Genomic DNA, 26,967 nt, shown 5'->3' with positions numbered 1-26,967 from the left:
AAAAGCCTCTGCCGGGCATTCTATCGAACCCCGGCAGAGTGGCCGCCGCCGCGCAGCGGCTAAGCGGCGATGGCGGCGTCAAGCGCTCTTGCGGTTGAGCGCGCGAAAGCCGATGTCGCGGCGGTACTGCATGCCTTCGAAATTGATCTGGTTGATCGTGTCGTACGCATGCTGCTGCGCTTCGCGCACCGAATCGGCGAGGCCGACCACGCACAGCACGCGGCCGCCGGACGTCGTCAGCTTGTCGCCGTCGAGCGTCGTGCCCGCATGGAACGTGACCGCCTGTTCGGTCTCGGCCGGGATCCCGTTGATGCGGTCGCCCTTGCGCGGCGCGTCCGGATAGCCGTGCGCGGCCAGCACGACGCCGAGTGCGGTACGGCGGTCCCAGTCGAGCTCGACCGTATCGAGCGTGCCTGCGATCGCCTGCTCGACGACCTTCGAGAAATCGCTCTTCAGGCGCGCCATGATCGGCTGCGTTTCCGGATCGCCCATCCGGCAGTTGAACTCGAGCGTGCGCGGATTGCCTTCCTTGTCGATCATCAGGCCCGCATACAGGAAGCCCGTGAAGCGGATGCCGTCCTTCTCCATCCCGCGCACCGTCGGCATGATGATCTCGCGCATCACGCGTGCGTGCATCTGCGGCGTGACGATCGGCGCGGGCGAATACGCGCCCATGCCGCCCGTGTTCGGGCCGCGATCCTCGTCGAGCAGGCGCTTGTGATCCTGGCTGGAAGCCAGCGCGAGCGCGTGCTTGCCGTCGACCATCACGATGAAGCTCGCTTCCTCGCCGTCGAGGAATTCCTCGATCACGACACGCGCGCCGGCGTCGCCGAGCTTGTTGCCCGACAGCATCATGTCGACGGCCGCATGCGCTTCTTCCAGCGTCATCGCGACGACGACGCCCTTGCCGGCCGCGAGGCCGTCGGCCTTCACGACGATCGGCGCGCCCTTCGCGTCGATGTACGCGTGGGCGGCGGCCACGTCGGAGAACGTTTCGTACTCGGCGGTCGGGATGCCGTGGCGCTTCATGAACGCCTTCGCGAAATCCTTCGAGCTTTCGAGCTGCGCGGCTTCGCGGGTCGGGCCGAACACCTTCAGGCCGCGTGCGCGGAACAGGTTGACGATGCCGGCCGCAAGCGGCGCTTCCGGCCCGACGAGCGTGAACGCGACGCCTTCGCGTTCCGCGAAATCGGCGAGTTCGTCGAGCGCCGTGATGTCGACGTTCTTCAGGCGCTCGTCCTGCGCCGTGCCGCCATTGCCGGGCGCGACGTAGACCATCTGGACGCGCGGCGACTGCGCGAGCTTCCACGCCAGCGCATGTTCGCGGCCGCCGGAACCGACGACGAGTAGTTTCATGGGATTCCCCGCAGACTAGAAAACAGGGCGGCCGGCACGCTCAGGCGCGCCGGCCGCGGATTCGGTCGGGCCGCCGCCGCGACAGGAGCACGGCGGCCGGCACATCATTCCTCGACGATGACGGCGTTCGTATACACGTCCTGCACGTCGTCGAGGTTCTCGAGCGCGTCCAGGAGCTTCTGCATCTTCGCCGCGTCGTCGCCGGTGAACTCGACTTCGTTCTGCGGCTTCATCGTCACTTCGGCGAGTTCGGCCTTGAAGCCGCCGGCTTCGAGCGCGTCCTTCACCTTCGAGAATTCCTGCCAGTCGCACAGCACTTCGATCGAGCCGTCGTCGTTCGTGTTCACGTCGTTCGCGCCGGCTTCGAGCGCGGCTTCCATCAGCGCGTCTTCCGACGTGCCCGGAGCGAACAGGAACTGGCCGACGTGATCGAACATGAACGCGACCGAGCCGTCGGTGCCCATGTTGCCGCCGAACTTCGAGAACGCGTGGCGGACTTCCGCGACCGTGCGGGTGCGGTTGTCGGTCAGCGTGTCGACGATGATCGCCGCGCCGCTGATGCCGTAGCCTTCGTAACGGATCTCTTCGTAGTTCGCGCCGTCCGCGCCGCCGACGCCGCGATCGATCGCGCGCTTGACGTTGTCCTTCGGCATGTTCGCGTCGGCCGCCTTGTCGACCGCGAGACGCAGGCGCGGGTTCGAGGTGACGTCGCCGCCGCCGAGGCGCGCCGCCACCTGGATTTCCTTGATCAGACGGGTCCAGATCTTGCCGCGCTTCGCGTCGGCCGCTGCCTTCTTATGCTTGATGTTGGCCCATTTCGAATGACCAGCCATACCTTTCTCCGTGCCCGGGCGCGCAGCGCGGGCGATTGTTTCAGTGTGTCGTTGAATCGGCGGCCGTGTCGGCGGGCATGAAGCCGCGGGGCCGCGCGTGTCGAGTGGATCGAGATTTTATCACGCGGCGACCGCCGGATCGGGGCCGCCGCACATGGCCGAACGGCCAGGCCGCGCGTCGCGCGGCCGTGCAGGTGCTCAGTTCTTGGTGCCGAACAGGCGGTCGCCCGCGTCGCCGAGGCCCGGCACGATGTACGCGTGCTCGTTCAGGTGCGAGTCGAGCGACGCGACGAACAGCTTCACGTCCGGGTGCGCGTCCTGGAACACCTGCACGCCCTCGGGCGCGGCGACCAGCGCGACGAACATGATGTTCGCGGCCGGCACGTTGCGGCGCTTGAGCACGTCGACCGCGTGCACGGCCGAGTAGCCGGTCGCGACCATCGGGTCGCACAGGATGAAGATGCGGTCTTCCAGGTCCGGCAGGCGCACCAGGTATTCGACCGGGCGGTGGTCGTCGGCGCGGTACACGCCGATGTGGCCGACGCGCGCGGACGGCACCAGGTCGAGCAGGCCGTCCGACATCCCGATGCCCGCGCGCAGCACGGGCACGATCGCGAGCTTCTTGCCCGCGATCACCGGCGCGTCGACCGCCACCAGCGGGGTTTCGACCCGCTTGGTCGTGATCGGCAGGTTGCGGGTGATCTCATAGCCCATCAGCAGCGTGATCTCGCGCAGCAGCTCGCGGAACGTGCGCGTGGACGTGTCCTTGTCGCGCATGTGCGTGAGCTTGTGCTGGATCAGCGGATGATCGGTGATGAAGAGGTTCGGGAAACGGCTGTCCTGTTTCATGACGGGGTGCCTTGGCGGCAAAAGGGGATCGGGGGCGGCGGCGGGCACGGGCCGGCCATCGCTTATGGCCGCAATTTTACCAAGGCGCGCCGCGCGATCCGGATATTATCGACGTCTCACGACAATCCGCGTGCCGCGCACGCCCGTTCGCCCGCCCGCCGGCGGTCACGCGGGGCTGCGCCGGTACGCGCGCCACCAGGAAAGCGACGATGGATCTCGGCATTGAAGGAAAGACCGCGCTCGTGTGCGCGGCAAGCAAGGGGCTCGGGCGCGGCTGCGCGGAAGCGTTGGCCGCCGAGGGCGTGAACCTCGTGATCGTCGCGCGCACGCGCGACACGCTGGAGGAAACCGCGGAAGAGATCCGCGCCGGCGCGAACGTGTCGGTCACGGCGGTCGCGTGCGACATCACGACGCCGGACGGCCGCGCGGCCGCGCTCGCCGCGTGCCCGCAGCCGGACATTCTCGTGACGAATGCCGGCGGCCCGCCGCCCGGCGACTTTCGCGACTTCTCGCACGACGACTGGATCCGCGCGCTCGAATCGAACATGCTGACGCCGATCGAGCTGATTCGCGCGACCGTCGACGGGATGATCGCGCGCGGCTTCGGCCGGATCGTCAACATCACGAGCTCGGCCGTGAAGGCGCCGATCGACGTGCTCGCGCTGTCGAACGGCGCGCGCTCGGGGCTGACCGGCTTCGTCGCGGGGCTGTCGCGCAAGGTCGCGGGGCAGGGCGTGACGATCAACAACCTGCTGCCGGGGCTGTTCGACACCGACCGGATCGCGACGACGCTCGCCGCGTCGGCGAAGGCGCAGGGCGTGTCGGTCGACGAGATGCGCGCACGTCGTACGAAGGACATCCCGGCCGGGCGCCTCGGCACGCGCGCCGAATTCGGCGCGGCCTGCGCGTTTCTGTGCAGCGTGCACGCCGGGTACATCACCGGGCAGAACTGGCTGCTCGACGGCGGCGCGTATCCGGGCACGTTCTGACGCCGCTACGCGCACCGCGCCATTCACGATGACGACAACCACTGAACGACGAAGGAACCGGAGATGAGCAAACCCCGCATCGCATTGATTGCGCACGACGCGAAGAAGGACGAGATCGTCGCGCTCGCGGGCCAGTATCGCGAGACGCTCGCGCAGTGCCGGCTGGTCGCGACCGGCACGACGGGCGGCCGGATCGCCGCTGCCCACGGGCTCGAAGTCGAGCGCAAGCTGTCGGGGCCGCTCGGCGGCGACCTGCAGATCGGCGCGGAACTGGCCGACGGCCGCGTCGACATCGTCGTGTTCCTGCGCGATCCGATGACCGCGCAGCCGCACGACCCCGACATCACCGCGCTGGTGCGTGCGTGCGACGTGCACGACGTGCCGGTCGCGACCAACGTCGCGACCGCGCGGATGCTGCTCGACGATCTGGCGCGCAACATGCAGGACGTGTGCTAACGACACGGGTATTTTTGTCGCAAGACAGGGGCGACCAAGGCTGCCGCACTGGCCTTCAGCGCATCTCGTGGCCGTTTCCTGAGATCGCCGAGCACTTCCGAATCGATTTCTCCGGATTTGACTTGTCGCCTGCCGGCTGCCAGGCGCAGACCCAGGGTGGCAGTCAGGTCCGGTCATCGCGGACAGAACGAGAATTCGTCTGACTCGAAAGGCGACGATTTAAACGTGTGGAAGTGTGACGACCATCATTGGGCGCGATTTCGATCAAATCGCTGCGAGTGGTTCGACGCCGCGAGCCTCGCCCGCGTACTTGGTTCGGCAATTCCGTTTCCCGCGAAAACCCTACCACTGTGAAGGGATTGCGACGACGCGCTGCACGACCGCGCACGACGCGCGAGAATCGTCCGCTGCGACCCGCGCTCGCACGCATCGCGCAGTGGCGACGTCGATGCATTCGCCGGACCGGATTTCCAGATTCCAGACAAATGAGGAGCGAAACGATGCCGAAAGCAATCCGATACGACCAGCCGGGCGGCCCGGACGTGATGAAGTGGGTCGACGTCGAGGTCGGCGAACCGAAAGCCGGAGAGGTGCGCGTGAAGCAGCACGCGGTCGGCCTCAACTACATCGACGTATATTTCCGCACGGGCCTGTATCCGCAGCCGCTGCCCGGCGGCCTCGGGATGGAGGCGGCGGGCGAGGTGACGGCCGTCGGCGAAGGCGTGACCGCGCTCAAGGCGGGCGACCGCGTCGCGTACGTCGGGCAGCCGCCGGGCGCATACGCGCAGGAGCGCGTGATGCCGGCCGAGCGGCTCGTGAAGCTGCCCGACGGGATCAGCTACGACGACGCGGCATCGGTGATGCTGCAGGGCCTGACCGCGCACTACCTGCTGCGCCGCACTTATCCGGTGAAGGCCGGCGACACGATCCTGATCCATGCGGCGGCCGGCGGCGTCGGTCTGCTCGTGTGCCAGTGGGCGAAGGCGCTCGGCGTGACGGTGATCGGCACGGTCGGCTCCGACGAGAAGGCCGAACTCGCGAAGGCGCACGGTTGCGATCATCCGATCGTCTATACGCGCGAAAACTTCACGCAGCGCGTGAAGGAGATCACGAACGGCGCGGGCGTGCCGGTCGTCTACGATTCGATCGGCAAGGACACCTACATCGGCTCGCTCGACTGCCTCGCGCCGCTCGGCTACTTCGTCAGCTTCGGCAGCGCGTCGGGCCCGCTGCCGCCGATCGATTCGAAGGAATTCTCGTCGCGCGGCTCGCTGTTCTTCACGCGGCCCACGTTGTTCTCGTACATCGCGAAGCGCGCCGATCTCGAAGCCGCGGCCGCCGAGCTGTTCGATGTGATCCTGTCGGGGAAGGTGAAGACGAGTATCAACCAGCGTTATCCGCTCGCCGAAGTCGGTCGCGCGCATGCCGATCTCGAGGCGCGCAAGACCACCGGCTCGACGATTCTGATTCCCTGATCTGCCTGCTGCGCGCCGGCGCCATGCCGGCACGCGCTTTTTCCGGACGGCGCCTTCGCGCCGTCCGTCCCGCCTTCCGCTTTCCGCCTCCCGCCTCCGATTCCCGCCGCAGCACCCGATTCCCGCGTTTACACGTTTTTTATATCCGCCCCGATACCTTTGACCCGCCCTTTACGTGCGTTCCCATAAGGTTCTAGTCGTCTCACTTCGACGACGGAGAACATAAAAATGGATGCGGTATTTATCGGCGCCCTGGTGCTTTTCACCGCGCTGATCCTGGGTTTGGTCGCAGGTTGCGACAAGCTCGTGCAATACGGTCGCGGGGGGCGAGCATGACCTGGATGCTTTGGCTGGCGGGCGCATCGACGGCCCTGCTGTTCGCGTATCTCGTCTTTGCGCTGCTGCGCGCGGAGGACATCGAATGAACGCGAACAACCTGTTGCAGACGCTGCTGTTCATCGCCGTGCTGCTGGCGGCGGCCGTGCCGGTCGCGCGCTACCTGAGCGCGGTGATGGACGGCAGCTCGCGCGTCGTGCGCGTGTTCGGCCCGCTCGAGCGCGTGCTGTACCGCATCGCCGGCGTCGACGCCGGCAGCGAGATGAACTGGAAGCAGTACGCGATCGCGACGATCGCGTTCAATGCGCTCGGCGCGCTGTTCCTCTACGGGCTGCTGCGCCTGCAGGGCTTCCTGCCCGGCAACCCGCAGCAATTCGGCGCGATGACGGTCGACGGCGCGTTCAACACGGCCGTGAGCTTCGTCACCAACACGAACTGGCAGGACTACACGCCCGAGCAGACGGTCAGCTATCTGGCGCAGATGCTCGGCCTGACCGTGCAGAACTTCCTGTCGGCCGCGACCGGCATCGTCGTCGTGATCGCGCTGATCCGCGGCTTCGCGCGCCACACCGCTCAGACGATCGGCAACTTCTGGGTCGACCTCACGCGCGTGACGCTGTACGTGCTCGTGCCGATGGCCGCGCTCGTCGCCGCGCTGCTGATGAGCCAGGGCGTGATCCAGAACATGAAGGCGTATCAGGACGTGCCGGTGCTGCAGGCGAGCACCTACGCGGCGCCGAAGCTCGACGCGCAGGGCAACCCGGTCAAGGACGACAAGGGCAACCCGGTGACGGTGCCGACCCCGCTCACGAAGCAGACGCTCGCGATGGGTCCGGTTGCGTCGCAGGAAGCGATCAAGATGCTCGGCACCAACGGCGGCGGCTTCTTCAACGCGAATTCCGCGCACCCGTACGAGAACCCGACGCCGTTCGCGAACTTCCTGCAGATCTTCTCGATCCTGATCATCCCGGCCGCGCTGTGCCTCGTGTTCGGCCGCGTGATCGGCGACCGCCGCCAGGGCATCGCGGTGCTCGCGGCGATGACGGTCGCGTTCACGATCGCGGTCGGCGTGGAGGTGAGCGCCGAGCAGGGCGGCAACCCGACGTTCGCCGCGCTGCACGTCGACCAGTCGGCGAACACGCTGCAGCCGGGCGGCAACATGGAAGGCAAGGAAACCCGCTTCGGGATCGCGCAGACCGGCATCTTCACGGTCGCGACCACGGCCGCGTCGTGCGGCGCGGTCGATACGATGCACGACTCGCTGACGCCGCTCGGCGGCCTCGTGCCGATGCTGCTGATGCAGCTTGGCGAAGTGATCTACGGCGGGGTCGGCTCGGGCCTCTACGGGATGCTCGTGTTCGCGCTGCTCGCGGTGTTCGTCGCCGGCCTGATGATCGGCCGCACGCCGGAATACGTCGGCAAGAAGATCGAGTCGTACGAGATGAAAATGGTGTCGATCGTCGTGCTGCTCACGCCGCTGCTCGTGCTGGTCGGCACGTCGATCGCCGTGCTCGCCGATGCGGGCAAGGCCGGCATCGCGAACCCGGGCCCGCACGGCTTCTCGGAAATCCTCTATGCGTTCAGTTCGGCCGCGAACAACAACGGCAGCGCGTTCGCGGGCCTGACGGTCGGCACGCCGTTCTACAACTGGATGACCGCGATCGCGATGTGGTTCGGCCGCTTCGGCACGATCGTGCCGGTGCTGGCGATCGCCGGCTCGCTCGCCGCGAAGAAACGCATCGCGGTGACGAGCGGCACGCTGCCGACCCACGGCCCGCTGTTCGTCGTGCTGCTGCTCGGCACCGTGCTGCTGGTGGGCGCGCTGACTTACGTGCCGGCGCTTGCGCTCGGCCCGGGCGTCGAGCACCTGATGATGTGGCTGGGCGCGTGATGCGCGTCCGCATGGCGACACATTGAAAAGACTGAAGAGCTTGAAGAGATCGCAATGACTCAACATTCCGCAACACGGTCCATGTTCGATCCGGCGCTGCTGCGCCCGGCGATCGTGGACTCGTTCAAGAAACTCACGCCGCGCACGCAGTTCCGCAACCCGGTGATGTTCTGCGTGTACGTCGGCAGCATCCTGACCACGATCCTGTGGATCGCGGCGCTCGCCGGCCAGGCCGAGGCACCGGCTGGCTTCATCCTCGCGATCGCGCTGTGGCTGTGGTTCACGGTGCTGTTCGCGAACTTCGCCGAAGCGCTCGCCGAGGGGCGCTCGAAGGCGCAGGCTGCATCGCTGCGCAGCGCGAAGAAGGACGTGATGGCGAAGAAGCTCAACGAGCCGCATCCGAAGTCGCCGATCCGCATCACCACCGCGTCCGACCTGCGTCGTGGCGACGTCGTGCTGGTCGAGGCCGGCGACGTGATCCCGGCCGACGGCGAGGTCGTCGACGGCGTCGCATCGGTCGACGAATCGGCGATCACCGGCGAATCCGCGCCGGTGATCCGCGAATCGGGCGGCGACTTCTCGTCGGTGACGGGCGGCACGCGCGTGCTGTCCGACTGGATCGTCGTGAAGGTCACCGCGAACCCCGGCGAGGCGTTCCTCGACCGGATGATCGCGATGGTCGAAGGCGCGAAGCGCAAGAAAACGCCGAACGAGATCGCGCTGACGATCCTGCTGGTCGCGCTGACGATCGTGATGCTGCTCGCGACCGCGACGCTGCTGCCGTTCTCGATGTTCTCGGTCGAAGCGATGAAGGCCGGCCACGTGGTGACGATCACTGCGCTCGTCGCGCTGCTCGTGTGCCTGATCCCGACGACGATCGGCGGGCTGCTGTCCGCGATCGGCGTGGCCGGGATGAGCCGGATGATGCAGGCGAACGTGATCGCGACGTCGGGCCGCGCGGTGGAAGCGGCCGGCGACGTCGACGTGCTGCTGCTCGACAAGACCGGCACGATCACGCTCGGCAACCGCCAGGCGTCGACGTTCGTGCCGGCGCCGGGCGTGACCGAGGAAGCGCTGGCCGATGCCGCGCAACTGTCGTCGCTCGCCGACGAAACGCCGGAAGGCCGCAGCATCGTCGTGCTCGCGAAGGAGCGCTTCAACATTCGCCAGCGCGACATGGGGCAGCTCCACGCGACGTTCCTCGGCTTTTCCGCGCAGACGCGGATGAGCGGCGTCGATCTTCCGGGGCGCGAGATCCGCAAGGGCGCGGCCGACGCGATCCGCCACTACGTCGAAACGCGCGGCAGCCGCTTCCCCGAGGAAGTGCGCCGCGCGGTGGACGACGTCGCGCGCCGCGGCAGCACGCCGCTCGTCGTGGCCGACCTGCATGAAGGCGCGGCGCGCGTGCTCGGCGTGATCGAGCTGAAGGACATCGTGAAGGGCGGCATCAAGGAGCGCTTCGCGGAGTTGCGCAAGATGGGCATCAAGACCGTGATGGTGACGGGCGACAACCGGCTGACGGCTGCCGCGATCGCGGCGGAGGCGGGCGTCGACGATTTCCTCGCGGAAGCGACGCCGGAAACCAAGCTCGCGACGATCCGCGAGCACCAGGCGGCGGGGCGTCTCGTCGCGATGACGGGCGACGGCACCAACGACGCGCCGGCGCTCGCGCAGGCCGACGTCGCGGTGGCGATGAACACCGGCACGCAGGCGGCGAAGGAAGCCGGCAACATGGTCGACCTCGACTCGAACCCGACGAAGCTGATCGAGATCGTCGAGATCGGCAAGCAGATGCTGATGACGCGCGGCTCGCTGACGACGTTCTCGATCGCGAACGACATCGCGAAGTATTTCGCGATCATCCCGGCCGCATTCGTGACGACCTACCCGCAACTGCGCGTGCTCGACATCATGCACCTGACGTCGCCGGCGTCGGCGATCCTGTCGGCGGTGATCTTCAACGCGCTGATCATCGTCGCGCTGATTCCGCTCGCACTGAAGGGCGTCACGTACCGGCCGCTCGGCGCCGCGTCGCTGCTGCGCCGCAACCTGCTGGTCTACGGCCTCGGCGGCGTGCTGCTGCCGTTCCCGTTCATCAAGCTGATCGACATGACGCTCGCCGCGCTCGGCTGGGCGTGAGCCGGCCGTATTTGAAGGAAACCTCATGAAAACGTTGATTCGTCCGCTCGTCGTGATCTTTGCCGTCCTGACCGCCGTGACGGGCCTTGCCTACCCGGCCGTGATGACCGTGTTCGGCCAGGCGGTGTTCCCGTCGCAGGCGAACGGCAGCCTGATCGAGAAGGATGGCAAGCCGGTCGGCTCCGCACTGATCGGCCAGCCGTTCGACGCGCCGAAGTACTTCTGGGGCCGGCTGTCGGCCACGTCGCCGATGCCGTACAACGCAAGCGGCTCCGGCGGCTCGAACCTCGGCCCGCTGAACCCGTCGCTCGCCGACCAGGTGAAGGGGCGCATCGCCGCGCTGCGCGACGCGGGCACCGACCTGTCGAAGCCGGTGCCGGTCGACCTCGTGACGGCCTCGGCGAGCGGCCTCGATCCGGAGATCACGCCGGCCGCCGCCGCATACCAGGTCGAGCGCGTCGCGAAGGCGCGCAACCTGGCGCCCGACGCGGTCGCGCAGCTCGTCGCCGCGAACACGACGGGCCGCCAGTTCGGCGTGCTCGGCGAGCCGCGCGTGAACGTGCTGAAGCTGAACCTTGCGCTCGACGCGGCGCAGGCCGCGCACTGATCGGGCGCGCGCTGACCGGCGTCCGGCGCGGCCCGCTTCGCGCCGGACGCTCCTTTTCCCGACGGCGCATGCGCCGTCTTTGCCTTTTGCGGCGATTTGGCACAACAATGCTCGTACACGCGCGCATCCGTGCGCTCCGCCTTTCCGACGCATGAATCGTCCCGATCCAGACCAACTCCTCGACAAGCTGCAGCGCGACGAAGAAAAGCAGCGGCGCGGCCAGCTCAAGATCTTCTTCGGCGCTTCGGCCGGCGTCGGCAAGACCTACGCCATGCTGCAGGCCGCGCGCCAGCGCCTGCAGGAAGGCGTCGACGTCGTCGTCGGCATCGTCGAGACCCACGGGCGGGGCGAAACCGCTGCGCTGCTCGACGGCCTCGACGTCCTGCCGCTCGCGCGCATCGACTATCGCGGCCGCACGCTCGCCGAATTCGATCTCGACGGCGCGCTCGCACGCCGGCCGCAACTGATCCTCGTCGACGAACTCGCGCACTCGAACGTGCAGGGCGCGCGACATCTGAAGCGCTGGCAGGACGTGTACGAACTGCTCGACGCGGGCATCGACGTGTATACGACCGTCAACGTCCAGCACCTCGAAAGCCTGAACGACGTGGTCGGCGCGATCACCGGCATCCGCGTGTGGGAGACCGTGCCTGACCGCGTGTTCGATGCGGCCGACGAAGTCACGCTCGTCGACCTGCCGGCCGAGGAGCTGCTCGAGCGGATGCGCGACGGCAAGGTCTATCTCGCGCAGCAGGCCGAGCGCGCGGTGCGCAACTTCTTCCGCAAGGGCAACTTGATCGCGCTGCGCGAACTGGCGCTGCGGCGCACGGCCGATCGCGTCGACGCGCAGATGCGCGAATACCGCGCGGACCGCTCGATCCAGCGCATCTGGCAGGCGCGCGAACGGCTGCTCGTGTGCGTCGGGCCGGGCCCGGAGGCGCCGACGCTCGTGCGCGCGGCCGCCCGGCTCGCCGCGAGCCTGAAGGCCGACTGGATCGCCGTGTACGTCGAGACGCCGCGCCTGCAGCGGCTGCCCGACGCGCAGCGGCAGCGCACGCTCGACGCGCTGAAGCTCGCGGCCGAGCTGGGCGCTGAGACGGCCACGCTCGCCGGCGCCGACGCGGTCGCCGCGCTGATCGGCTATGCGAAGGTCCGCAACGTGTCGAAGCTCGTCGCGGGCGGCTCGCCGAAGGTCGGGCTCATGCGCCGCTTCGCGCGGCCGTTCGGCGAACAGCTCGCCGAACGCGCGGGCGACGTCGACCTGATGCTGATCCGTGCGACCGCGAGCGACGAGGCGCGCGCCGCGCCGCTCGATGCGCGGGCGCGCGACTGGCGCAATGCGTTCGCGCAGTTCGGCACGCACCGCTCGCCGCCGCGCCACTACGTGTATGCGGCCGCGATCTGCGCGGCGATCACCGTTCTCGCGAGCCTCGTGTCCGAGCGGCTCGACCTGACGAACCTCGTGATGCTGTACCTGCTCGGCGTCGTGTTCTCGGCCGTGAGGCTGGGGCGCGGCCCGGGTGTGCTGCAGTCGTTCCTGTCGGTGGCCGCGTTCGATTACTTCTTCGTGCCGCCGCGCATGTCGTTCTCGGTGAGCGACACGCAATACCTGCTGACTTTCTTCGGGATGCTGCTGACGTCGCTCGTGATCAGCCACCTGACGTCGACCCTGACGCGGCAGGCGAGCGTCGCGCAGCGCCGCGAGCGCCGCACCGGCGCGATCTACGCGATGGCGCGCGAGCTCGGCGCGGCGCTGACGACCGAGCAGATCGTCGAGATCGGCAGCCGGCACGTGGGCGAGGTGTTCCGCGCGCGCGTCGCGTTCCTGCTGCCCGACAGCGCGGACAAGGTGCGGCAGAAGATCGAGGAGCCCGACGCGGCCGTCACGCTGACGGGCGCCGATCTCGACAGCGACGTCGGCCAGTGGGTGTACGACCAGCAGAAGCCGGCCGGGCGCGGCACCGACACGCTGCCCGCGACGGCCGCGCTGTACCTGCCGCTGAAGGCGCCGATGCGCACGCGCGGCGTGCTCGCGGTCGCATCGCGCGAGCCGCGCGAACTCGAGGTGCCCGAACAACAGCGGATGCTCGACGCGTTCGCCGCGCAGATCGCGCTCGCGCTCGAACGCGTTCACTACGTGGAGATCGCGCGCGATGCGCTCGTCAACATGGAGTCCGAGCGGCTGCGCAACTCGCTGCTGTCGGCGATCTCGCACGACCTGCGCACGCCGCTCACGACGATCGTCGGCTTCTCGTCGATGCTCGCGAACGGGCGTGCGACCGCGCAGGGCGGCGACGCTGCGGCGGCCGAACGCGTCGCGCAGCGCGAGGGCGAACTCGTCGACGCGATCCACGACGAGGCGCTGCGCATGACGGGCATCGTCACGAACCTGCTCGACATGGCGCGGCTGCAGGCCGGCAGCCTGCAGCTCAAGCGCCAGTGGTCGCTGCTCGAGGAAACCGTCGGCGCCGCGCTCGCCGCATGCAAGCGCGTGCTCGCGCGCCATCCCGCGCGCGTCGCGCTGCCCGCCGACCTGCCGCTGCTGCAGATGGACGCGGTGCTGATGGAACGGCTGTTCACCAATCTGTTCGAGAACGCGGCGAAGTACACGCCGCCCGATACGCCGCTCGACATCGGCGCCGAACGCGTGTCCGACGACGGGCAGCCGTTCGTGCGCGTGCATGTCGACGATCACGGCCCGGGCCTGCCGGCCGGGATGGAAACGCGCATCTTCGACAAGTTCACGCGCGGCGAGAAGGAATCGGCGACGCCGGGCATAGGCCTCGGCCTTGCGATCTGCCGCGCGATCGTCGAGGCGCACGGCGGTAAAATCGGCGCGCTCAATCGCACCGCGCCCGACGGCCACGTGACGGGCGCGCGCTTCTGGTTCACGCTGCCGGTCGAGACGCCGCCGGCCGCGCCCGCCGTACCCGACGACGAACCCGATGTGCCGGGTGCATCGTCACCATCCGAATCATTGCCAGACCATGAGTGAACCCAGCCTGACCGTCGTCCTGATCGAGGACGAAAAGCAGATCCGCCGTTTCGTGCGCGCCGCGCTCGAGGAGGAGGACATCGCGGTGTTCGAGGCCGAGACGGGCAAGCAGGGGCTGATCGACGCGGCGACGCGCAAGCCCGATCTCGTGATCGTCGACCTCGGCCTGCCCGACACCGACGGCCTCGACGTGATCCGCGAACTGCGCGGCTGGTCCGAAGTGCCGGTGATCGTGCTGTCCGCGCGCACGCAGGAGGAGGAGAAGGTCGCCGCGCTCGACGCGGGCGCCGACGATTACCTGACCAAGCCGTTCGGCGTATCCGAACTGCGCGCGCGGATTCGCGCGCAACTGCGCCGGCGCAACCAGGGCGGTGCGAACGAGTCGCCGAAGGTAACTTTCGGCACCGTGATCGTCGATCTCGCGCTGCGCCAGGTGTGGCGCGATAATGAGATCGTGCACCTGACGCCGCTCGAGTACCGGCTGCTCGCGACGCTCGTGCGCCATGCGGGGCGCGTGCTCACGCACCGCCAGCTGCTGCGCGACGTGTGGGGGCCGTCGCACGTCGAAAGCCATCACTACCTGCGCATCTACATGGCGCACCTGCGCCAGAAGCTCGAACGCGACCCGGCGCAGCCCGAGTACATCGTCACCGAGACGGGCGTCGGCTACCGGCTCGTCGGCGCGGCGTGACGCGCGTCGCTGTGCCGCTGCGGCGCACGGTTGCGCCGGCGCGACAGTCTCGCGTCCGGCGCGTTCGCCCAACCGCTGCCGCCCGGGCAGCAACCGTCGTCGTCCCAGCAGGCGATGGCCAATCCCGCGTCGGTCAATTGCGCGAAGCTCGGCGGCCGCCACACGATCCGCAACCTGCCGAGCGGGCAGGCCGGCATGTGCGTGTTCAAGGACGGCCGCGTGTGCGAGGAGTGGGCGCTGTACCGCGACGACCGCTGCGTCGGCGGCGCCACGCCGAAGCGCGTATCGAACTGACCGGTCCGGCCGATTGCGCCCCTGATTGCGCGCCGGATCGCCCCCGGCCGTCTCCTGGCCGGCCGCCGGCGCCGCGTTCGTAAGCATCTTGTTATACTCGGCGCCGCCCGGGGACGACCCCGGGTCATTCGCTTCAACGGGGACGGCCCCATCCGATACGGAGTACGTCGAGATGGCGTGGGTATGGTTGTTGATTGCCGGTTTGCTGGAAGTGGCCTGGGCGGCCGGCTTGAAATCGTCGGACGGGTTCACGAAGCTCGGCCCGTCGGTGTTTACGGTCGTGACCGCGCTGGCCAGCTTCGGGCTGCTCGCGATCGCGATGCGCCAGTTGCCGCTCGGCACCGCATACGCGGTGTGGACGGGCATCGGCGCGGTCGGTGCGTTCGTGTTCGGCATCGTGATGCTGGGCGAGGCGTTGACCGTCGCACGCATCGCAAGCGCGGCGCTGATCGTCGCGGGGCTGATCGGCCTCAAGCTGTCGTCGGCTGCCTGACGAACGCACCCGGGCGCGCATGCGCCCGGGGTGCCGCACCGCGTAATTGCGCCGGCCGCCCGCCGAGCCTGTCTATAATGGAACGTATTCGGGCCTGAATACCGCCGTGCTTCTCGCGGCACGCGGTGCCGGTCGCCACGCGCCGCGCGGCCTGTCTGTCCGACCCGATCCGGTCAATCGGCAAAGCGCACGGAAAGTGCAAGGAGAGGGCCATGATCGAAGCCATTTCGCTCGGCGCGGGGCTCGCGTGGGCGAGCGGCCTGCGCCTGTACCTGACGGTGCTGATCGCCGGTGTGCTGGCGCGGTTCGGCTGGCTCCATCTGCCCGACACGCTGGCCGTGCTGATGTCGCCTTGGGTCATCGGCGCCGCGGCCGTGCTCGCCGTGACCGAATTCCTTGCCGACAAGATCCCCGCGTTCGACTCGCTGTGGGATGCCGTGCACACCTTCATCCGCATTCCGGCCGGCGCCGTGCTCGCAGCCGGCGCGCTCGGCCATGCCGATCCGACCATGCTCGCGGTCGCAGGGCTCGCCGGCGGCTCGCTTGCCGGCGCCGCGCACGTGGCGAAGGCCGGCACGCGCGCGATGATCAACCTGTCTCCCGAACCGATTTCGAACTGGATCGCCTCGTCGACCGAGGACGGCCTCGTGGTCGGCGGGCTCGTGCTCGCGTTCTTCGTTCCGCTCGCGTTCCTCGTGCTGCTCGCCGCGTTCATCGCCGCTTCCGCGTGGGCGCTCCCGCGCCTGTGGCGCGGCGTTTCGGGCGGTTTTCGCGGCATGGCGAACCACATGGTCTCGCGGCTGAACTCGATCGGGGGGAAGCGCGATTGAAGGAGGCGCAACACGCGGCGCCGCCGCCGGCCGGGCAATCCGGTCATGAAGCCCGTGCGCATGCCGGCCGCTTCGGCCTGCGCGACCTGATCCGCCAGGCAGCGCGCATGACCGCGCGCGACTGGCGCGCGGGCGAACTGACGCTGCTCGTGCTCGCGCTGGTGCTTGCGGTCGCGGCGCTGACGAGCGTCGGCTTCCTCGCCGACCGGCTGCGCCAGGGGCTCGAGCGCGATGCGCGCCAGATGCTCGGCGCCGATTTCGTCGTGCGGGCCGATCGCCCCGTCGATCCGTCGTTCGATCGGCAGGCGCGCGCGCTCGGCCTGCGTACCGCGACGACCGCGATCTTCCCGAGCATGATCGCGTCCGCCACCGGCGGGCAGGCAACCGACGCGGCGCCGTCGCGCCTCGCAGCCGTGAAGGCCGTGTCGCCCGGATATCCGTTGCGCGGCGCGGTGGACATCGTGCCGGCCGGCGCCGCCACCGCGCAGAAGGCCGCGGAGATTCCCGCGCCCGGCACCGTGTGGGCCGACCCGGCGCTGCTCGATGCGCTGCACCTGAAGGCGGGCGATACGGTGCGCGTCGGGCTGCGCACGTTCAAGGTCGCCGCATCGATTTCCCGCGAGCTCGATCGCGGCTTTTCGTTCGTCAATTTTTCGCCGCGGCTGATGATGCGCGCGGACGAACTCGCCGCGACGGGGCTCACCGGCTACGGCAGCCGCGTCACGTACCGGCTGCTGGTGGCCGGCGCCGCACCGGCCGTCGCGCGTTTCGAAGCGTATGCGCATGCGCGCGTCGACGGCGGCAAACTGCGCGGCGTCGGCCTCGAGTCGTTGCAGGAAGGCCAGCCGCAGGTACGGCAGACGCTCGATCGCGCACGTCACTTCCTGACGCTCGTCGCGCTGCTGACCGCGCTGCTCGCGGCGGTCGCGATCGCGATGGCCGCGCAGCGCTACATGCGGCGCCACCTCGACGGCTGCGCGACGATGCGCTGCCTCGGCGTGAGCCGGCGCACGCTCGGCGCGCTGTTCGCGTTCGAATTCGCCGGCATCGGCATCGTGTCGGGCGCAGCCGGCGCGGTGCTCGGCTATGGCGGCCACTGGGCATTGCTGGCCGCGCTCGGCGGACTGATCGACGTGGTGCTGCCGCCGCCCACGCTGTGGCCGGCACTGATCGGCATGGGCGCCGCGCTCGTGCTGCTGCTCGGTTTCGCGCTGCCGCCGCTCGTGCCGCTCACGCGTGTGCCGCCGGTGCGCGTGCTGCGGCGCGAGTGGGGCGACGCGTCGCGCACCGCGTGGGCCGCGTATGCGATCGGCGTCGTGCTGTTCGCGGGGCTGCTGATCGCGGCTGCCGGCAACCTGAAGCTCGGGCTGATCGTCGCGGGCGGTTTCGCCGGCGCGCTGGTCGGTTTCGCGCTGATCGCGCGGCTCGTGCTGTTCGCCGCCGCGCGCGCGGTGCGCAACGCACGCGTGGCCGCGGGCGTCGGCTGGCGCTACGCGCTCGCGTCGCTGCACCGGCGCGGTACGGCCAGCGCGCTGCAAATCACCGCGCTCGCGCTCGGCCTGATGTGCCTGCTGCTGATCGCGATCACGCGCAACGACCTCGTCGCGGGCTGGCGGCAATCGACGCCGCCCGATGCACCGAACCAGTTCCTGATCGACATCCAGCCCGACCAGCGCGACGACGTCGCCGCCTATCTGGCCGCGCACGGCGTGCGCGACGCGGTGCCGGCACCGATGGTGCGCGGCCGCCTCGTCGCGATCAACGGCAAGCCGGTGAATCCGGACGCGTACCCGTCCGAAGAGGCGCGCCGGCTCGTCGACCGCGAATTCAACCTGTCCTATACGACCGAGCTGCCGTCCGACAACCGGATCGTCGACGGCAACTGGTTCGGCACCGCGGCCACGCCGCAGATCTCGATCGAGGCCGGCCTCGCGAAGACACTGAACGTGAAGCCGGGCGACGTGCTGCGCTTCGACGTGACGGGGCTCACGGTCGACGCGCCCGTCACGAGCGTGCGCAAGCTCGACTGGGGCTCGTTCCGCGTCAATTTCTTCGTGCTGATGCCGCCGCCGGTGCTGAAGGATTTCCCGGCCGTGTACCTGACGAGCTTCCATTTGCCCGCATCGAACGCCGCGCTGCTCGATCCGTTGATCGCGCGCTACCCGAACCTGACCGCGATCGACGTCGCGCCGATCCTCGCGCATTTGCAGCGGATGATGCTGCAGGTGGTCGGGGCCGTGCAGTTCCTGTTCGCGTTCACGCTGGCGGCCGGCGTGCTCGTGCTGTACACCGCGCTGGCCGGCACGCGCGACGAACGCGTGCGCGAGGCCGCGCTGCTGCGCGCGCTCGGCGCGTCGCGCGCGCAGGTGAATGCGGTGCAGCGCGCGGAATTCATCGTGGTCGGCACGCTGGCCGGTGCGCTGGCGTCCGCGGGCGCGATCGCGGTCGGTTGGGTGCTCGCGTCGCGCGTATTCGACTTCCAACTGGCCGTCGATCCGTGGCTCGTGCCGGCCGGCATCGCGGCCGGCGTCGCGTGCGCCGGTGCGGCCGGCTGGCTGAGCCTGCATAATGTGTTGCGGCGCCCCGCGCTGCAGTCGCTGCGCGACGCATGAGCGTCGCCGGCGGCCCTGACGATTCCGTTTTCCGACTATCCGTATGACCGATGTGAATGACGATGCGCCGTCGCAGCCGACGGCGTTCGAACTCGTGGGCGGCGAAGCCCGCGTGCGCGACATGGTGGACCGCTTTTACGACCTGATGGACCTCGAGCCCGAGTTTGCGCAGATTCGCGCGCTGCACCCGGCGTCGCTCGACGGTTCGCGCGACAAGCTGTTCTGGTTTCTGTGCGGGTGGCTCGGCGGCCCCGATCACTACATCAGCCGCTTCGGCCATCCGCGGCTGCGCGCGCGGCACCTGCCGTTCCCGATCGCGTCGGTCGAGCGCGACCAGTGGCTGCGCTGCATGGCGTGGGCGATGGAAGACATCGGGCTGCCCGAGCCGCTGCGCGAGCGGCTCATGCATTCGTTCTACGACACGGCCGACTGGATGCGCAACCGGCCCGGTTGATCGACCGGTACGCCGCTGCCCGCGCGCGGGACGATCTGCGTCTGGGCGCGCTTACCACGCGGCGCGACACTAGCCGCTTCCCCTCCATCGATACGAGGCTCGCCCGATGACGACCCAAGCGCTGTTTCGCGAAGACGCGTACCTCAAGCAATGCGATGCGGTCGTTCTGGCCGTCGGCGACGACGGCATCCGGCTCGACCGCACCGTGTTCTATCCGCTCGGCGGCGGCCAGGCCGGCGATGCCGGCACGTTGACGCTGCCCGACGGCAGCACGATTGCGATTGCCGATACGCGCAAGGCGAAATTCGACGGCGCGACGCCCGACGACGCCGTGCACGTGCCCGCACCGGAGCAGGAGGCGAGCGTCGCGGCGCTCGCGCCCGGCACGCGCGTGGTCGCGCAGATCGACTGGCTGCGCCGCTACCGGCACATGCGCCTGCATACGGCCGCGCACCTGATGTGTGCGGTGCTGCCGTACGCGGTCGACGGCTGCAGCGTGACGGCAGACTACGTGCGGCTCGATTTCGCGACGTCCGACGCGATCGATCGCGACGACGTCGAGCGGCGCCTCGCCGGCCTCGTGGCCGGCGCGCACGCGGTCACGACCGAATGGATCACCGACGACGAGATGGCCGAGCGGCCGGAGCTCGTGCGCACGATGAGCGTGAAGCCGCCGATGGGCCTCGGCCGCGTGCGGCTGCTGCGCATCGACGAGGTCGACCTGCAGCCGTGCGGCGGCACGCATGTGCGCAACACGTCCGAAATCGGCGAACTGCGGGTCGCGAAACTGGAAAAGAAGAGCGCGCGTACCCGGCGCCTCGTACTGGAGTTTGCATGACGATCGACCTCAGCCCCGCGGGCGCGCCGACGCTCGATCCGCAAGCGCGGGAGATCCTGGATTTCTGGTTCGGCGAGCCGGGCTCGGCCGAATTCGGACAGAACCGCAAGGTCTGGTTCAACGGCGGCGACGCGTTCGACGACGTGCTGCGCACGCGCTACCGCGCACTGCTCGACGCCGCGTGCGACGGCGCATGCGATCACTGGGCCGACTCGCCGCTGGGGGCGCTGGCGTTGATCGTCGTGCTCGACCAGTTTTCGCGCAACATCCATCGCGGCACGCCGCGCGCGTTCGCCGCCGATCCGAAGGCGCTCGCGCTCGCGCGCCGCGTCGTCGCGGCCGGCTGGGACGCGCAGTTGCCGAGCGGGCATCACCGTGCGTTCGCGTATCTGCCGTTCGAGCACGACGAGTCGGTCGACAGCCAGCGCGAGGCCGTGCGCCTGTGCGCGGGCATTCGCGATGAGGCAGGATGCGAGAGCTATCACCGTTTCGCGGTGCTGCACGCGGCCGTCGTCGAGCGCTTCGGCCGCTTTCCGCACCGGAACGCGATCCTCGGTCGTGCATCGAGCGACGAGGAGACGGCGTTTCTTCGCGAGCCCGGTTCGTCGTTCTGACGATGCGCGCAGCGGCGTGACGAGGGGAGGGGGCGGCCCGCGATGTCGTGCGGGCAACCTTGGCGAGCGGGAGCGCCTCTATGCCGGCGGCGGTCGGCGCTTCAGGCGGTGGTGCTGACCGCTCCACGCCCGGGATGAAGGCAGGCACGACAGCGCGTCGTGCCGCGCCGTATTACTGCAGGTGCTGTTCGGGCGTGCGCACGTACACGCGCAGCATTTCCTCGTTGTCGCCCGGGCGTGCGCCCGTCCAGAACAGTTTCCAATCGCTGCCGGGCGCCGGATCGACGGCCCGTACGCCCTGGACGATCATCCACGTGCAGCGCGTCGTCCTGGCGTCGTCGATCGGCGTGTGCTGGATGCCGGAGAAGTAGTACAGCATCGGCGCTTCCGATTCGCCGAGCCCGTGCAGACTCGCCATGCAGTCGCCGTCGTTCCATTCGAGCGCGAGATGCGCGTTCAGGTCGTCGAACACCGAGCGGTAGCTCTTCGCGACGTCGAGCCATGGCAGCAGCAGCGTGTACACGAGCCCCCACGCGACGAGTGCGCCCGCGCCCCACGACAGCGCGCCGCGCCAGAGGCCCGTCGCGCGCAGCTTCGGCAGCAGCGTCAGCCAGCCGACCGTCAGCGCGAGCGCGGCGGACACGAGCGCGGGCTCGATCGGCATGGTCCAGTCGAGCGGCAGCCAGCGGCCGAGCGGCGCGAGATCCGCGCGCGATGCGGCCGGATTGGCCATCACGGCCCAGATTGCCCACGCGAGTGCGGCGGTCGCGCCGAACAGGATGCGGCTCAGGTAATCCCACGCGAGATGCAGCCGGCGCGGCAGGCGTTCGATGGCCAGCGCGGCGACCAGCGCGAGCGGGGCGAAGAACGGCAGGATGTAGAGCTGGCGCGACGTCGCGGACACGTGCAGCACGACGAGCCCGATGCCGGCGAACATCACCGGCAGCGCGACGCGCGGCGTGCGCCAGTCGCGCCACGCACCGCGCAGGAGCGCCACGATCGCAAGCGGCGCGACCGGGAAGCCCACGAGCAGGAAGGCACGCAGGATGAAGAAGGGCTTGTCGTTTTCCGCGCCCAGCTCGGGGACGGAGAAACCGAAGAAGCGGCCGACGTTGTTATCCCAGAACCACGTCATGAACAGCGTCTCGGAGCGCAGGAACAGCGCGGTCGGCCACACGAGCGCGAACGGCGCGAACACGAGCGCGGCGACGCCGAGCGAACGCGCGAACGCGCGGGTGCGGCAGGCCGGATAAACCACCAGCGTACCGACCAGCGTGGCCGCGAACACGAGCGGCACGAACAGCCCCTTCGTCATCAGCGCGATGCCGACGCCCGCACCGAAGAGCGGGGCGGCCCAGCGGCCCGACGGCCGGACCGGCAGCCCATGCCGCATCTGCTGCGCGCGCGCGACGTGCTGCGTGACGAGTTCGAGCAGCCCGCAGAAGCCCATCGACGTACCGGCGAACAGCGCGACGTCGGTCAACATGTCGTGCGTGTGCTTGATGACGACGAGCGTGCCCGCGCTCAACACGACGGGGCCGATCACGCGCAGGTCGAACCAGGTGTCCGCGCGGCTGGCGACGCGTGCCGCGCGCGCGATGAAGCCGAATGCGAGCGCCGCGAACAGCGCGCTCGCGAGCCGCGCCGCGTCGTGCAGCGGCATCACGCGCTGCAGCAGCCATGCGAGGCTGGTCGCGACCCACGCGTAAAGCGGCGGCTTTTCCATGAACGGCTGGCCGGCATTGGTCGGCACGACGAAATCGCCAGTCTCGAGCATGTGCTGGATGATGCCGAACGTGTAGGTTTCGTCCTGCTTCCACGGATCGTGGCCGAGCACGCCCGGCAGCGTATATGCGCAGATCAGCGCGGCGACGAACAGCCATGCGCGCCAGCCGAGCAGGATCGAGCGTTCGCGCGGGGCGCCGGCTGCGGGGCTCGGGGCGGCGACAGGCGTGCCGCTGGCGTCGAGCGTTGCAATGACGTCGGCATCGGCGGTCGAGCGGGTGAGCTGGGCCGGAGCGGGCACAGACGTGCGTCGCCGGCTGGGCGCTGCGGTTCCAGGCATGAAAGGAGTCTCGGGTCGAGTCGAGCCGGTCCGGCGACATGGGCAGGACCGATTGGGGTCATATCAAGACGAAACGGACAGGTATTCAGGCCACCTGTCTGAATGCCCGCTAGTAGACCATGGATTTGTTACGGCGGATTACCGTTTGTGTCACGAAATTGTGGAGATTTGTGGTGTCGTGACGACGGATGCCTTCGGGCTGCGTTTTTTGACGCGCTGCCGTGCGGAATTACCGGCCGCCGCCGACGTCGAGCAGCGCGCCCGTCGTGTAGGAGGCGGCATCGCCGAGCAGCCAGACGATCGCTTCGGCGATCTCCTGCGCTTCGCCCGCGCGGCCGAGCGGCGTCGTGGCGCCGAGGCGGGCGGCCCGGCCCGGCTGGCCGCCGCTCGCGTGAATTTCGGTCTCGATCAGGCCGGGGCGCACCGCGTTGACGCGCACGCCGTGCGGGCCGAGTTCCTTCGCCAGACCGATCGTCAGCGAGTCGACCGCGCCTTTCGAGCCCGCGTAGTCGACGTATTCGTTCGGCGAGCCGAGCCGGGACGCGATCGACGAGACGTTGACGATCGCGCCGCCGCGCCCGCCGCGGTCGGTGGACAGCCGGCGCGCGGCTTCGCGCGCGCACAGGTACGCGCCGAGTACGTTGGTGTCGAACATCCGCCGCAGCCGGTCGGCCGGCATGTCGGCGAGCGGCATTGACGGCGCGACGATGCCCGCATTGTTGACGAGTGCGTCGAAGCGGCCGAATGCGTCCGCGACGGTGTCGAACATCGCGACGACGTCGGCTTCGTTCGCGACGTCGCCCGCGACGACGCACGCGCGGCCGCCCGCGTCGCGGACCGCCCGAGCGGTGAGTTCGGCCGCCGCCGCGTCGCGCGCGTAGTTGATGCCGACGTCCCAGCCGCGACTGGCCGCGAGCACGGCGGTCGCACGGCCGATGCCGCGGCTCGCGCCGGTGATGAGGACGGCCTTGCGGTCGGAGGGGGCGGTCATCGCGCGCGGGTTCCGGTGACGGTTACTTGGCTGCGTCGGGCGCCCACTTGTCGCGGGCGGGCGGCTGGTAGCGACGCAGTCGCTCGATCAGTTCGACGGGTTCCGATTCGACGCACAGCGCGTCGAAATAGGCCGGACGCATGAAGCCTTCGTCGACCGTGTGGCGCAGCAGCGCGATCAGCGGATCGTAGAACGAATCGATGTTGTAGACCGCGACGGGCTTGCGGTGATAGCCGAGCTGCGCCCACGTGTAAACCTCGAAAAGCTCTTCGAGCGTGCCGGCGCCGCCGGGCATCGCGACGAACGCGTCCGACAGGTCGGCCATCATTTTCTTGCGATGGTGCATGTCGGGCACGACGTGCAATTCCGACAGCCCCGTGTGGCCAACTTCCTTGTCGACCAGCAGTTCGGGGATCACGCCGACCGCACGGCCGCCGGCCGCCATCACCTCGTCGGCGATCACGCCCATCAGGCCGACCCGGCCACCGCCGTAGACGAGCGTGAGGCCCGCGTCGACGAGTGCGCGGCCGAACGCGCGCGCGGCGTCGGCATAGACCGGCCGCACGCCGGGCGACGAGCCGCAGTAAACACAGACTGCCTTCATTGCTTGGAATCCTTGGCGGGGGCTTGCCCACCGGCGACCGGGCTGCCGGCGGGGCGCGGCGAACCGTCGCGCGGCGGCAGGTAGTCGGTGAACTGGCGCTTCGGCAGCTTGCCGGAGACCAGGTCGTCGAACAGCTGGCGCGAACGGCCGCGCAGGTACGGCGCCATCACCGAGATCACGTGCATGCTGACCTGGTGCAGTTCCTCGCGGATCGCGTCCTGGTCGTTGTACTTGCGCGGATGCATCACGTACTGGTACGACAGCCAGTACGTCGAAATGACGGCCATGTTGGTCGCGATGACCTCGATCTCGGCAGGCGTCGCGACCATCTCGGCGTCGGACACGAGCAGCTCGCACATCTCGCGCGCGAAGCGCACCTTGTGGCTGATGATCTGCTTGAAGTGCGTCTCGAGGGTGCGGTTGCGGGCGAGCAGGTCGTTGAGGTCGCGATACAGGAACCGGTAGGTCCACATGAAATCGGCCATGTACTGCAGGTACGACCAGGTTTCGTCGATCGTCGGACGATGATCTTCGGGAAAGCGCAGCCGCCGTTCGATCTGCTGCTCGAACTGCGCGAAGATGCTGTTGATGATGTCGTCCTTGTTGCGGAAATGGTAGTACAGGTTGCCTGGACTGATTTCCATTTCCTCGGCGATCGTCGTGGTCGTGACGTTTGGCTCGCCGATCTCGTTGAAGAGTTTCAACGACAACTCGAGAATCCGTTCGCGGGTGCGGCGGGGAGGTTTCGCTTCCATGTCGTCCGGCCCTGTGTGTGCCGGACTGGCGGGCGCTGCAATCGATGCTGCGTGATTCGTCCGGCGCGGGTTGCTGTTCTATGTCTAGCGGACGATTATAAACCGGGGTTTCGCCGCATCGGGGCATTTCGTGTTCCCGGCCCCGCGCGGCGCATGGTGCAGCGCCGCACGCGGGTGCGGTGCCGGGGGCCCGGGAGGGCCGTCTAGAAGCCGAGCCAGCGTGCGACGACCGGCCCGAGCACGAAGCCCCACGTCGTCACGCAGGCGAACAGCGCGACCGTCACGGCTGCGCTGCCGAGATCCTTCGCGCGCTTGGAGAGTTCGTGGCGTTCGAGCGAAATGCGGTCGATCGCGGCCTCGACGCTCGAGTTCAGCAGTTCGACGATCAGCACCAGCAGCACCGACGCGATCAGCAGTGCGCGCGATGCGGCCGGTACCGGCGCGAACGCGCCGATCGGCAGCATCAGCGCGGCGAGCGTGAGCTCCTGGCGAAACGCGCTCTCTTCGCGGATTGCGACACGAAAGCCGTTCAGCGAATGCTTGAGCGCATACCACGCGCGCGTGATGCCGCGGTGGCGTTTGTACGGGTTCGGCGGCAGCGGCGTCAACTGATCGTCGGGGCCGAGCGGTTCGTGCGCGTGCACGTCCGCGGCGTCGGCGTGCGGCTCTTCCTCGTCGAACGGGGCGTACCGTTGCGGCGTGGCGTCGGGGGGCGGGGTCTTGTCGTTCAGGTCTCGTTTCAAACGGCGGCACCTTCGGCTGGCGAGTACGCAGTCTTCGGCAGCGGCTTCAGATGCGACGCGAACTGCTCGGACGCCGCGCGCCACGAGAAGCGTTCGGCCCACGCGCGCGCGGTCGTGCGTTCGATCTTCAGCGCCTCCAGGCAGGCTTCCTGCAGGTCTTCGTGCATCGCGCCGGCGCCGCCTTCTCCGAGCACGTCGATCGGGCCCGTCACGGGGTACGCGGCCACCGGCGTGCCGCAGGCGAGCGCCTCGAGCAGCACGAGGCCGAACGTGTCGGTGCGACTCGGGAACACGAACACGTCGGCCGCAGCATACACCTTGGCGAGCTCGGTCTGTGACAGGACGCCGAGATAGTTCGCTTCCGGATAGCGCGACTTCAGTTCCGCGAGCGCGGGGCCTTCGCCCGCGACCCACTTCGAGCCGGGCAGGTCCAGGCGCAGGAACGCCTCGACGTTCTTCTCGATCGCGACGCGGCCCACGTACAGGAAGATCGGCCGCGCGGTATTGAGCACCTTCGATTCCATCGGCCGGAACACGTCGAGGTCGACGCCGCGGGTCCACAGCACGACGTTCGTGAAGCCGAATTTCTCGAGATCGTGCTTGACGACCGGCGTCGGCGCCATCACCGCGAGCGACGGGCCGTGGAACCAGTGCAGGAAGCGGTAGGTCGCGGCGAGCGGGATGCCGAAGCGCGCCTGCACGTATTCCGGAAAGCGCGTGTGGTACGCGGTCGTGTACGGCAACTTGCGCGCGCGCGCATAGCGTCGCGCGGCGAGGCCGAGCGGGCCTTCGGTCGCGATGTGCAGCGCGTCGGGTGCGAACGCATCGATGCGTGCGCGCAGCTTGCGGTACGGCAGGATCGACAGGCGGATCTCGGGGTAGGTCGGGCACGGCACCGTGCGGAATTCCAGCGGCGTCAGCAGTTCGACGCGATGGCCGAGTGCGGTGAGTTCGCGCGCCGTGCTCTTCAGCGTGCGCACGACGCCGTTGACCTGCGGTTCCCACGCATCGGTGACGATCATGATCTTCATCGCGGCTTTGTCCTGTAAGTAAGGGG

Annotated in this window: 25 protein-coding genes; 16 read left to right on the top strand and 9 right to left on the bottom strand. The window is 68.9% G+C overall.

Annotated elements, in window-relative coordinates:
* Positions 1-78 precede the first annotated feature (78 nt).
* The 3 genes from purD to upp form a co-directional block, all read right to left on the bottom strand.
* On the bottom strand, positions 79-1,356 hold the full coding sequence (purD, locus tag WJ16_RS11935; RefSeq protein ID WP_069257221.1) for a phosphoribosylamine--glycine ligase: 1,278 nt from the start codon (positions 1,354-1,356) through the stop codon (positions 79-81).
* A gap of 104 nt (positions 1,357-1,460) precedes the next feature.
* Positions 1,461-2,189, bottom strand: a complete 729-nt coding sequence (locus WJ16_RS11930) for a YebC/PmpR family DNA-binding transcriptional regulator (protein ID WP_069257220.1) — start codon at positions 2,187-2,189, stop codon at positions 1,461-1,463.
* 198 nt (positions 2,190-2,387) lie between these two features.
* A complete protein-coding gene (gene upp / locus WJ16_RS11925) occupies positions 2,388-3,038 on the bottom strand; it encodes a uracil phosphoribosyltransferase (protein ID WP_006481871.1) in 651 nt (216 codons plus the stop codon).
* 209 nt (positions 3,039-3,247) lie between these two features.
* Between upp and WJ16_RS11920 the strand changes: the two genes are divergently transcribed.
* The 16 genes from WJ16_RS11920 (at position 3,248) to WJ16_RS11845 (ending at position 20,752) form a co-directional block, all read left to right on the top strand.
* Positions 3,248-4,027 carry an SDR family oxidoreductase gene (locus WJ16_RS11920; protein WP_069257219.1) on the top strand — a complete coding sequence of 260 codons (780 nt, stop codon included), beginning with the start codon at positions 3,248-3,250 and terminating at the stop codon, positions 4,025-4,027.
* A 63-nt stretch (positions 4,028-4,090) separates the two neighbouring features.
* The gene (locus WJ16_RS11915) at positions 4,091-4,483 is read left to right on the top strand and encodes a methylglyoxal synthase (RefSeq protein ID WP_006478230.1); all 393 of its coding nucleotides are present in this window, start codon (positions 4,091-4,093) and stop codon (positions 4,481-4,483) included.
* A 500-nt stretch (positions 4,484-4,983) separates the two neighbouring features.
* The gene (locus WJ16_RS11910) at positions 4,984-5,958 is read left to right on the top strand and encodes a quinone oxidoreductase family protein (RefSeq protein ID WP_069257218.1); all 975 of its coding nucleotides are present in this window, start codon (positions 4,984-4,986) and stop codon (positions 5,956-5,958) included.
* A gap of 332 nt (positions 5,959-6,290) precedes the next feature.
* Complete coding sequence (kdpF, locus tag WJ16_RS11905; protein WP_006752209.1) at positions 6,291-6,383, top strand: K(+)-transporting ATPase subunit F; 93 nt, start codon at positions 6,291-6,293, stop codon at positions 6,381-6,383.
* Entirely contained in the window at positions 6,380-8,185 is a 1,806-nt protein-coding gene (gene kdpA / locus WJ16_RS11900) for a potassium-transporting ATPase subunit KdpA (RefSeq protein WP_069257217.1), read from the top strand. Before kdpF ends, kdpA begins: the two co-directional genes overlap by 4 nt.
* Positions 8,186-8,239: 54 nt before the next feature.
* A complete protein-coding gene (kdpB, locus tag WJ16_RS11895; protein ID WP_069257216.1) occupies positions 8,240-10,324 on the top strand; it encodes a potassium-transporting ATPase subunit KdpB in 2,085 nt (694 codons plus the stop codon).
* Positions 10,325-10,349: 25 nt separating this feature from the next.
* Positions 10,350-10,931 carry a potassium-transporting ATPase subunit KdpC gene (gene kdpC / locus WJ16_RS11890; protein WP_069257215.1) on the top strand — a complete coding sequence of 194 codons (582 nt, stop codon included), beginning with the start codon at positions 10,350-10,352 and terminating at the stop codon, positions 10,929-10,931.
* Between the two features lie 151 nt (positions 10,932-11,082).
* Positions 11,083-13,926: a DUF4118 domain-containing protein gene (locus WJ16_RS11885; RefSeq protein WP_069257214.1), complete on the top strand. Its 2,844-nt coding sequence runs from the start codon at positions 11,083-11,085 to the stop codon at positions 13,924-13,926.
* Entirely contained in the window at positions 13,919-14,617 is a 699-nt protein-coding gene (gene kdpE, locus WJ16_RS11880; RefSeq protein ID WP_011352732.1) for a two-component system response regulator KdpE, read from the top strand. Before WJ16_RS11885 ends, kdpE begins: the two co-directional genes overlap by 8 nt.
* Positions 14,618-14,647: 30 nt before the next feature.
* Complete coding sequence (locus WJ16_RS11875; RefSeq protein ID WP_069257213.1) at positions 14,648-14,911, top strand: putative hemolysin; 264 nt, start codon at positions 14,648-14,650, stop codon at positions 14,909-14,911.
* Positions 14,912-15,083: 172 nt separating this feature from the next.
* On the top strand, positions 15,084-15,404 hold the full coding sequence (gene sugE, locus WJ16_RS11870) for a quaternary ammonium compound efflux SMR transporter SugE (protein WP_069257212.1): 321 nt from the start codon (positions 15,084-15,086) through the stop codon (positions 15,402-15,404).
* 212 nt (positions 15,405-15,616) lie between these two features.
* Positions 15,617-16,234, top strand: coding sequence for a DUF4126 domain-containing protein (locus WJ16_RS11865; RefSeq protein ID WP_069257211.1), 618 nt, complete (start codon positions 15,617-15,619; stop codon positions 16,232-16,234).
* Positions 16,231-18,846: an ABC transporter permease gene (locus tag WJ16_RS11860; RefSeq protein WP_069257210.1), complete on the top strand. Its 2,616-nt coding sequence runs from the start codon at positions 16,231-16,233 to the stop codon at positions 18,844-18,846. Before WJ16_RS11865 ends, WJ16_RS11860 begins: the two co-directional genes overlap by 4 nt.
* 43 nt (positions 18,847-18,889) lie before the next feature.
* Positions 18,890-19,300, top strand: a complete 411-nt coding sequence (locus WJ16_RS11855) for a group II truncated hemoglobin (protein ID WP_069257209.1) — start codon at positions 18,890-18,892, stop codon at positions 19,298-19,300.
* 106 nt (positions 19,301-19,406) lie between these two features.
* Positions 19,407-20,138, top strand: coding sequence for an alanyl-tRNA editing protein (locus WJ16_RS11850; RefSeq protein ID WP_069257208.1), 732 nt, complete (start codon positions 19,407-19,409; stop codon positions 20,136-20,138).
* Positions 20,135-20,752, top strand: a complete 618-nt coding sequence (locus tag WJ16_RS11845; protein ID WP_069257207.1) for a DUF924 family protein — start codon at positions 20,135-20,137, stop codon at positions 20,750-20,752. The genes WJ16_RS11850 and WJ16_RS11845 overlap by 4 nt, the downstream gene beginning before the upstream one ends.
* Before the next feature lie 172 nt (positions 20,753-20,924).
* On the opposite strand, the gene WJ16_RS11840 is transcribed toward WJ16_RS11845, so the two are convergent.
* The 6 genes from WJ16_RS11840 to WJ16_RS11815 form a co-directional block, all read right to left on the bottom strand.
* Positions 20,925-22,817: an ArnT family glycosyltransferase gene (locus WJ16_RS11840; RefSeq protein ID WP_069257206.1), complete on the bottom strand. Its 1,893-nt coding sequence runs from the start codon at positions 22,815-22,817 to the stop codon at positions 20,925-20,927.
* A gap of 229 nt (positions 22,818-23,046) precedes the next feature.
* Positions 23,047-23,808: an SDR family oxidoreductase gene (locus WJ16_RS11835; RefSeq protein WP_069257205.1), complete on the bottom strand. Its 762-nt coding sequence runs from the start codon at positions 23,806-23,808 to the stop codon at positions 23,047-23,049.
* Between the two features lie 22 nt (positions 23,809-23,830).
* The gene (locus WJ16_RS11830; protein ID WP_069257204.1) at positions 23,831-24,412 is read right to left on the bottom strand and encodes an LOG family protein; all 582 of its coding nucleotides are present in this window, start codon (positions 24,410-24,412) and stop codon (positions 23,831-23,833) included.
* A complete protein-coding gene (locus WJ16_RS11825; protein WP_069257203.1) occupies positions 24,409-25,167 on the bottom strand; it encodes a TetR/AcrR family transcriptional regulator in 759 nt (252 codons plus the stop codon). The genes WJ16_RS11830 and WJ16_RS11825 overlap by 4 nt, the downstream gene beginning before the upstream one ends.
* Before the next feature lie 203 nt (positions 25,168-25,370).
* Positions 25,371-25,910 (bottom strand): diacylglycerol kinase, encoded by a 540-nt coding sequence (locus tag WJ16_RS11820; RefSeq protein WP_069257202.1) that lies wholly within the window; start codon positions 25,908-25,910, stop codon positions 25,371-25,373.
* The gene (locus WJ16_RS11815; RefSeq protein WP_069257201.1) at positions 25,907-26,941 is read right to left on the bottom strand and encodes a glycosyltransferase family 4 protein; all 1,035 of its coding nucleotides are present in this window, start codon (positions 26,939-26,941) and stop codon (positions 25,907-25,909) included. The genes WJ16_RS11820 and WJ16_RS11815 overlap by 4 nt, the downstream gene beginning before the upstream one ends.
* Positions 26,942-26,967 lie beyond the last annotated feature (26 nt).

The sequence above is a fragment of the Burkholderia metallica genome (genome assembly GCF_001718555.1).
Taxonomy (GTDB): Bacteria; Pseudomonadota; Gammaproteobacteria; order Burkholderiales; family Burkholderiaceae; genus Burkholderia; species Burkholderia metallica.
This window is presented reverse-complemented; position numbering and strand designations above follow the sequence as displayed.

Excerpts from the sequence above, each read along its gene's own strand:
- sugE (WP_069257212.1), top strand. The coding sequence starts at position 15,084 with ATGGCGTGGGTATGGTTGTTGATTGCCGGTTTGCTGGAAGTGGCCTGG.
- WJ16_RS11815 (WP_069257201.1), bottom strand. The coding sequence starts at position 26,941 with ATGAAGATCATGATCGTCACCGATGCGTGGGAACCGCAGGTCAACGGC.
- kdpB (WP_069257216.1), top strand. The coding sequence starts at position 8,240 with ATGACTCAACATTCCGCAACACGGTCCATGTTCGATCCGGCGCTGCTG.
- kdpE (WP_011352732.1), top strand. The coding sequence starts at position 13,919 with ATGAGTGAACCCAGCCTGACCGTCGTCCTGATCGAGGACGAAAAGCAG.
- WJ16_RS11840 (WP_069257206.1), bottom strand. The coding sequence starts at position 22,817 with ATGCCTGGAACCGCAGCGCCCAGCCGGCGACGCACGTCTGTGCCCGCT.
- WJ16_RS11915 (WP_006478230.1), top strand. The coding sequence starts at position 4,091 with ATGAGCAAACCCCGCATCGCATTGATTGCGCACGACGCGAAGAAGGAC.
- WJ16_RS11930 (WP_069257220.1), bottom strand. The coding sequence starts at position 2,189 with ATGGCTGGTCATTCGAAATGGGCCAACATCAAGCATAAGAAGGCAGCG.
- purD (WP_069257221.1), bottom strand. The coding sequence starts at position 1,356 with ATGAAACTACTCGTCGTCGGTTCCGGCGGCCGCGAACATGCGCTGGCG.
- upp (WP_006481871.1), bottom strand. The coding sequence starts at position 3,038 with ATGAAACAGGACAGCCGTTTCCCGAACCTCTTCATCACCGATCATCCG.
- kdpF (WP_006752209.1), top strand. The coding sequence starts at position 6,291 with ATGACCTGGATGCTTTGGCTGGCGGGCGCATCGACGGCCCTGCTGTTC.
- WJ16_RS11835 (WP_069257205.1), bottom strand. The coding sequence starts at position 23,808 with ATGACCGCCCCCTCCGACCGCAAGGCCGTCCTCATCACCGGCGCGAGC.
- kdpA (WP_069257217.1), top strand. The coding sequence starts at position 6,380 with ATGAACGCGAACAACCTGTTGCAGACGCTGCTGTTCATCGCCGTGCTG.
- WJ16_RS11850 (WP_069257208.1), top strand. The coding sequence starts at position 19,407 with ATGACGACCCAAGCGCTGTTTCGCGAAGACGCGTACCTCAAGCAATGC.
- WJ16_RS11825 (WP_069257203.1), bottom strand. The coding sequence starts at position 25,167 with ATGGAAGCGAAACCTCCCCGCCGCACCCGCGAACGGATTCTCGAGTTG.
- WJ16_RS11855 (WP_069257209.1), top strand. The coding sequence starts at position 18,890 with ATGACCGATGTGAATGACGATGCGCCGTCGCAGCCGACGGCGTTCGAA.
- WJ16_RS11920 (WP_069257219.1), top strand. The coding sequence starts at position 3,248 with ATGGATCTCGGCATTGAAGGAAAGACCGCGCTCGTGTGCGCGGCAAGC.
- WJ16_RS11910 (WP_069257218.1), top strand. The coding sequence starts at position 4,984 with ATGCCGAAAGCAATCCGATACGACCAGCCGGGCGGCCCGGACGTGATG.
- WJ16_RS11830 (WP_069257204.1), bottom strand. The coding sequence starts at position 24,412 with ATGAAGGCAGTCTGTGTTTACTGCGGCTCGTCGCCCGGCGTGCGGCCG.
- kdpC (WP_069257215.1), top strand. The coding sequence starts at position 10,350 with ATGAAAACGTTGATTCGTCCGCTCGTCGTGATCTTTGCCGTCCTGACC.
- WJ16_RS11845 (WP_069257207.1), top strand. The coding sequence starts at position 20,135 with ATGACGATCGACCTCAGCCCCGCGGGCGCGCCGACGCTCGATCCGCAA.
- WJ16_RS11885 (WP_069257214.1), top strand. The coding sequence starts at position 11,083 with ATGAATCGTCCCGATCCAGACCAACTCCTCGACAAGCTGCAGCGCGAC.
- WJ16_RS11865 (WP_069257211.1), top strand. The coding sequence starts at position 15,617 with ATGATCGAAGCCATTTCGCTCGGCGCGGGGCTCGCGTGGGCGAGCGGC.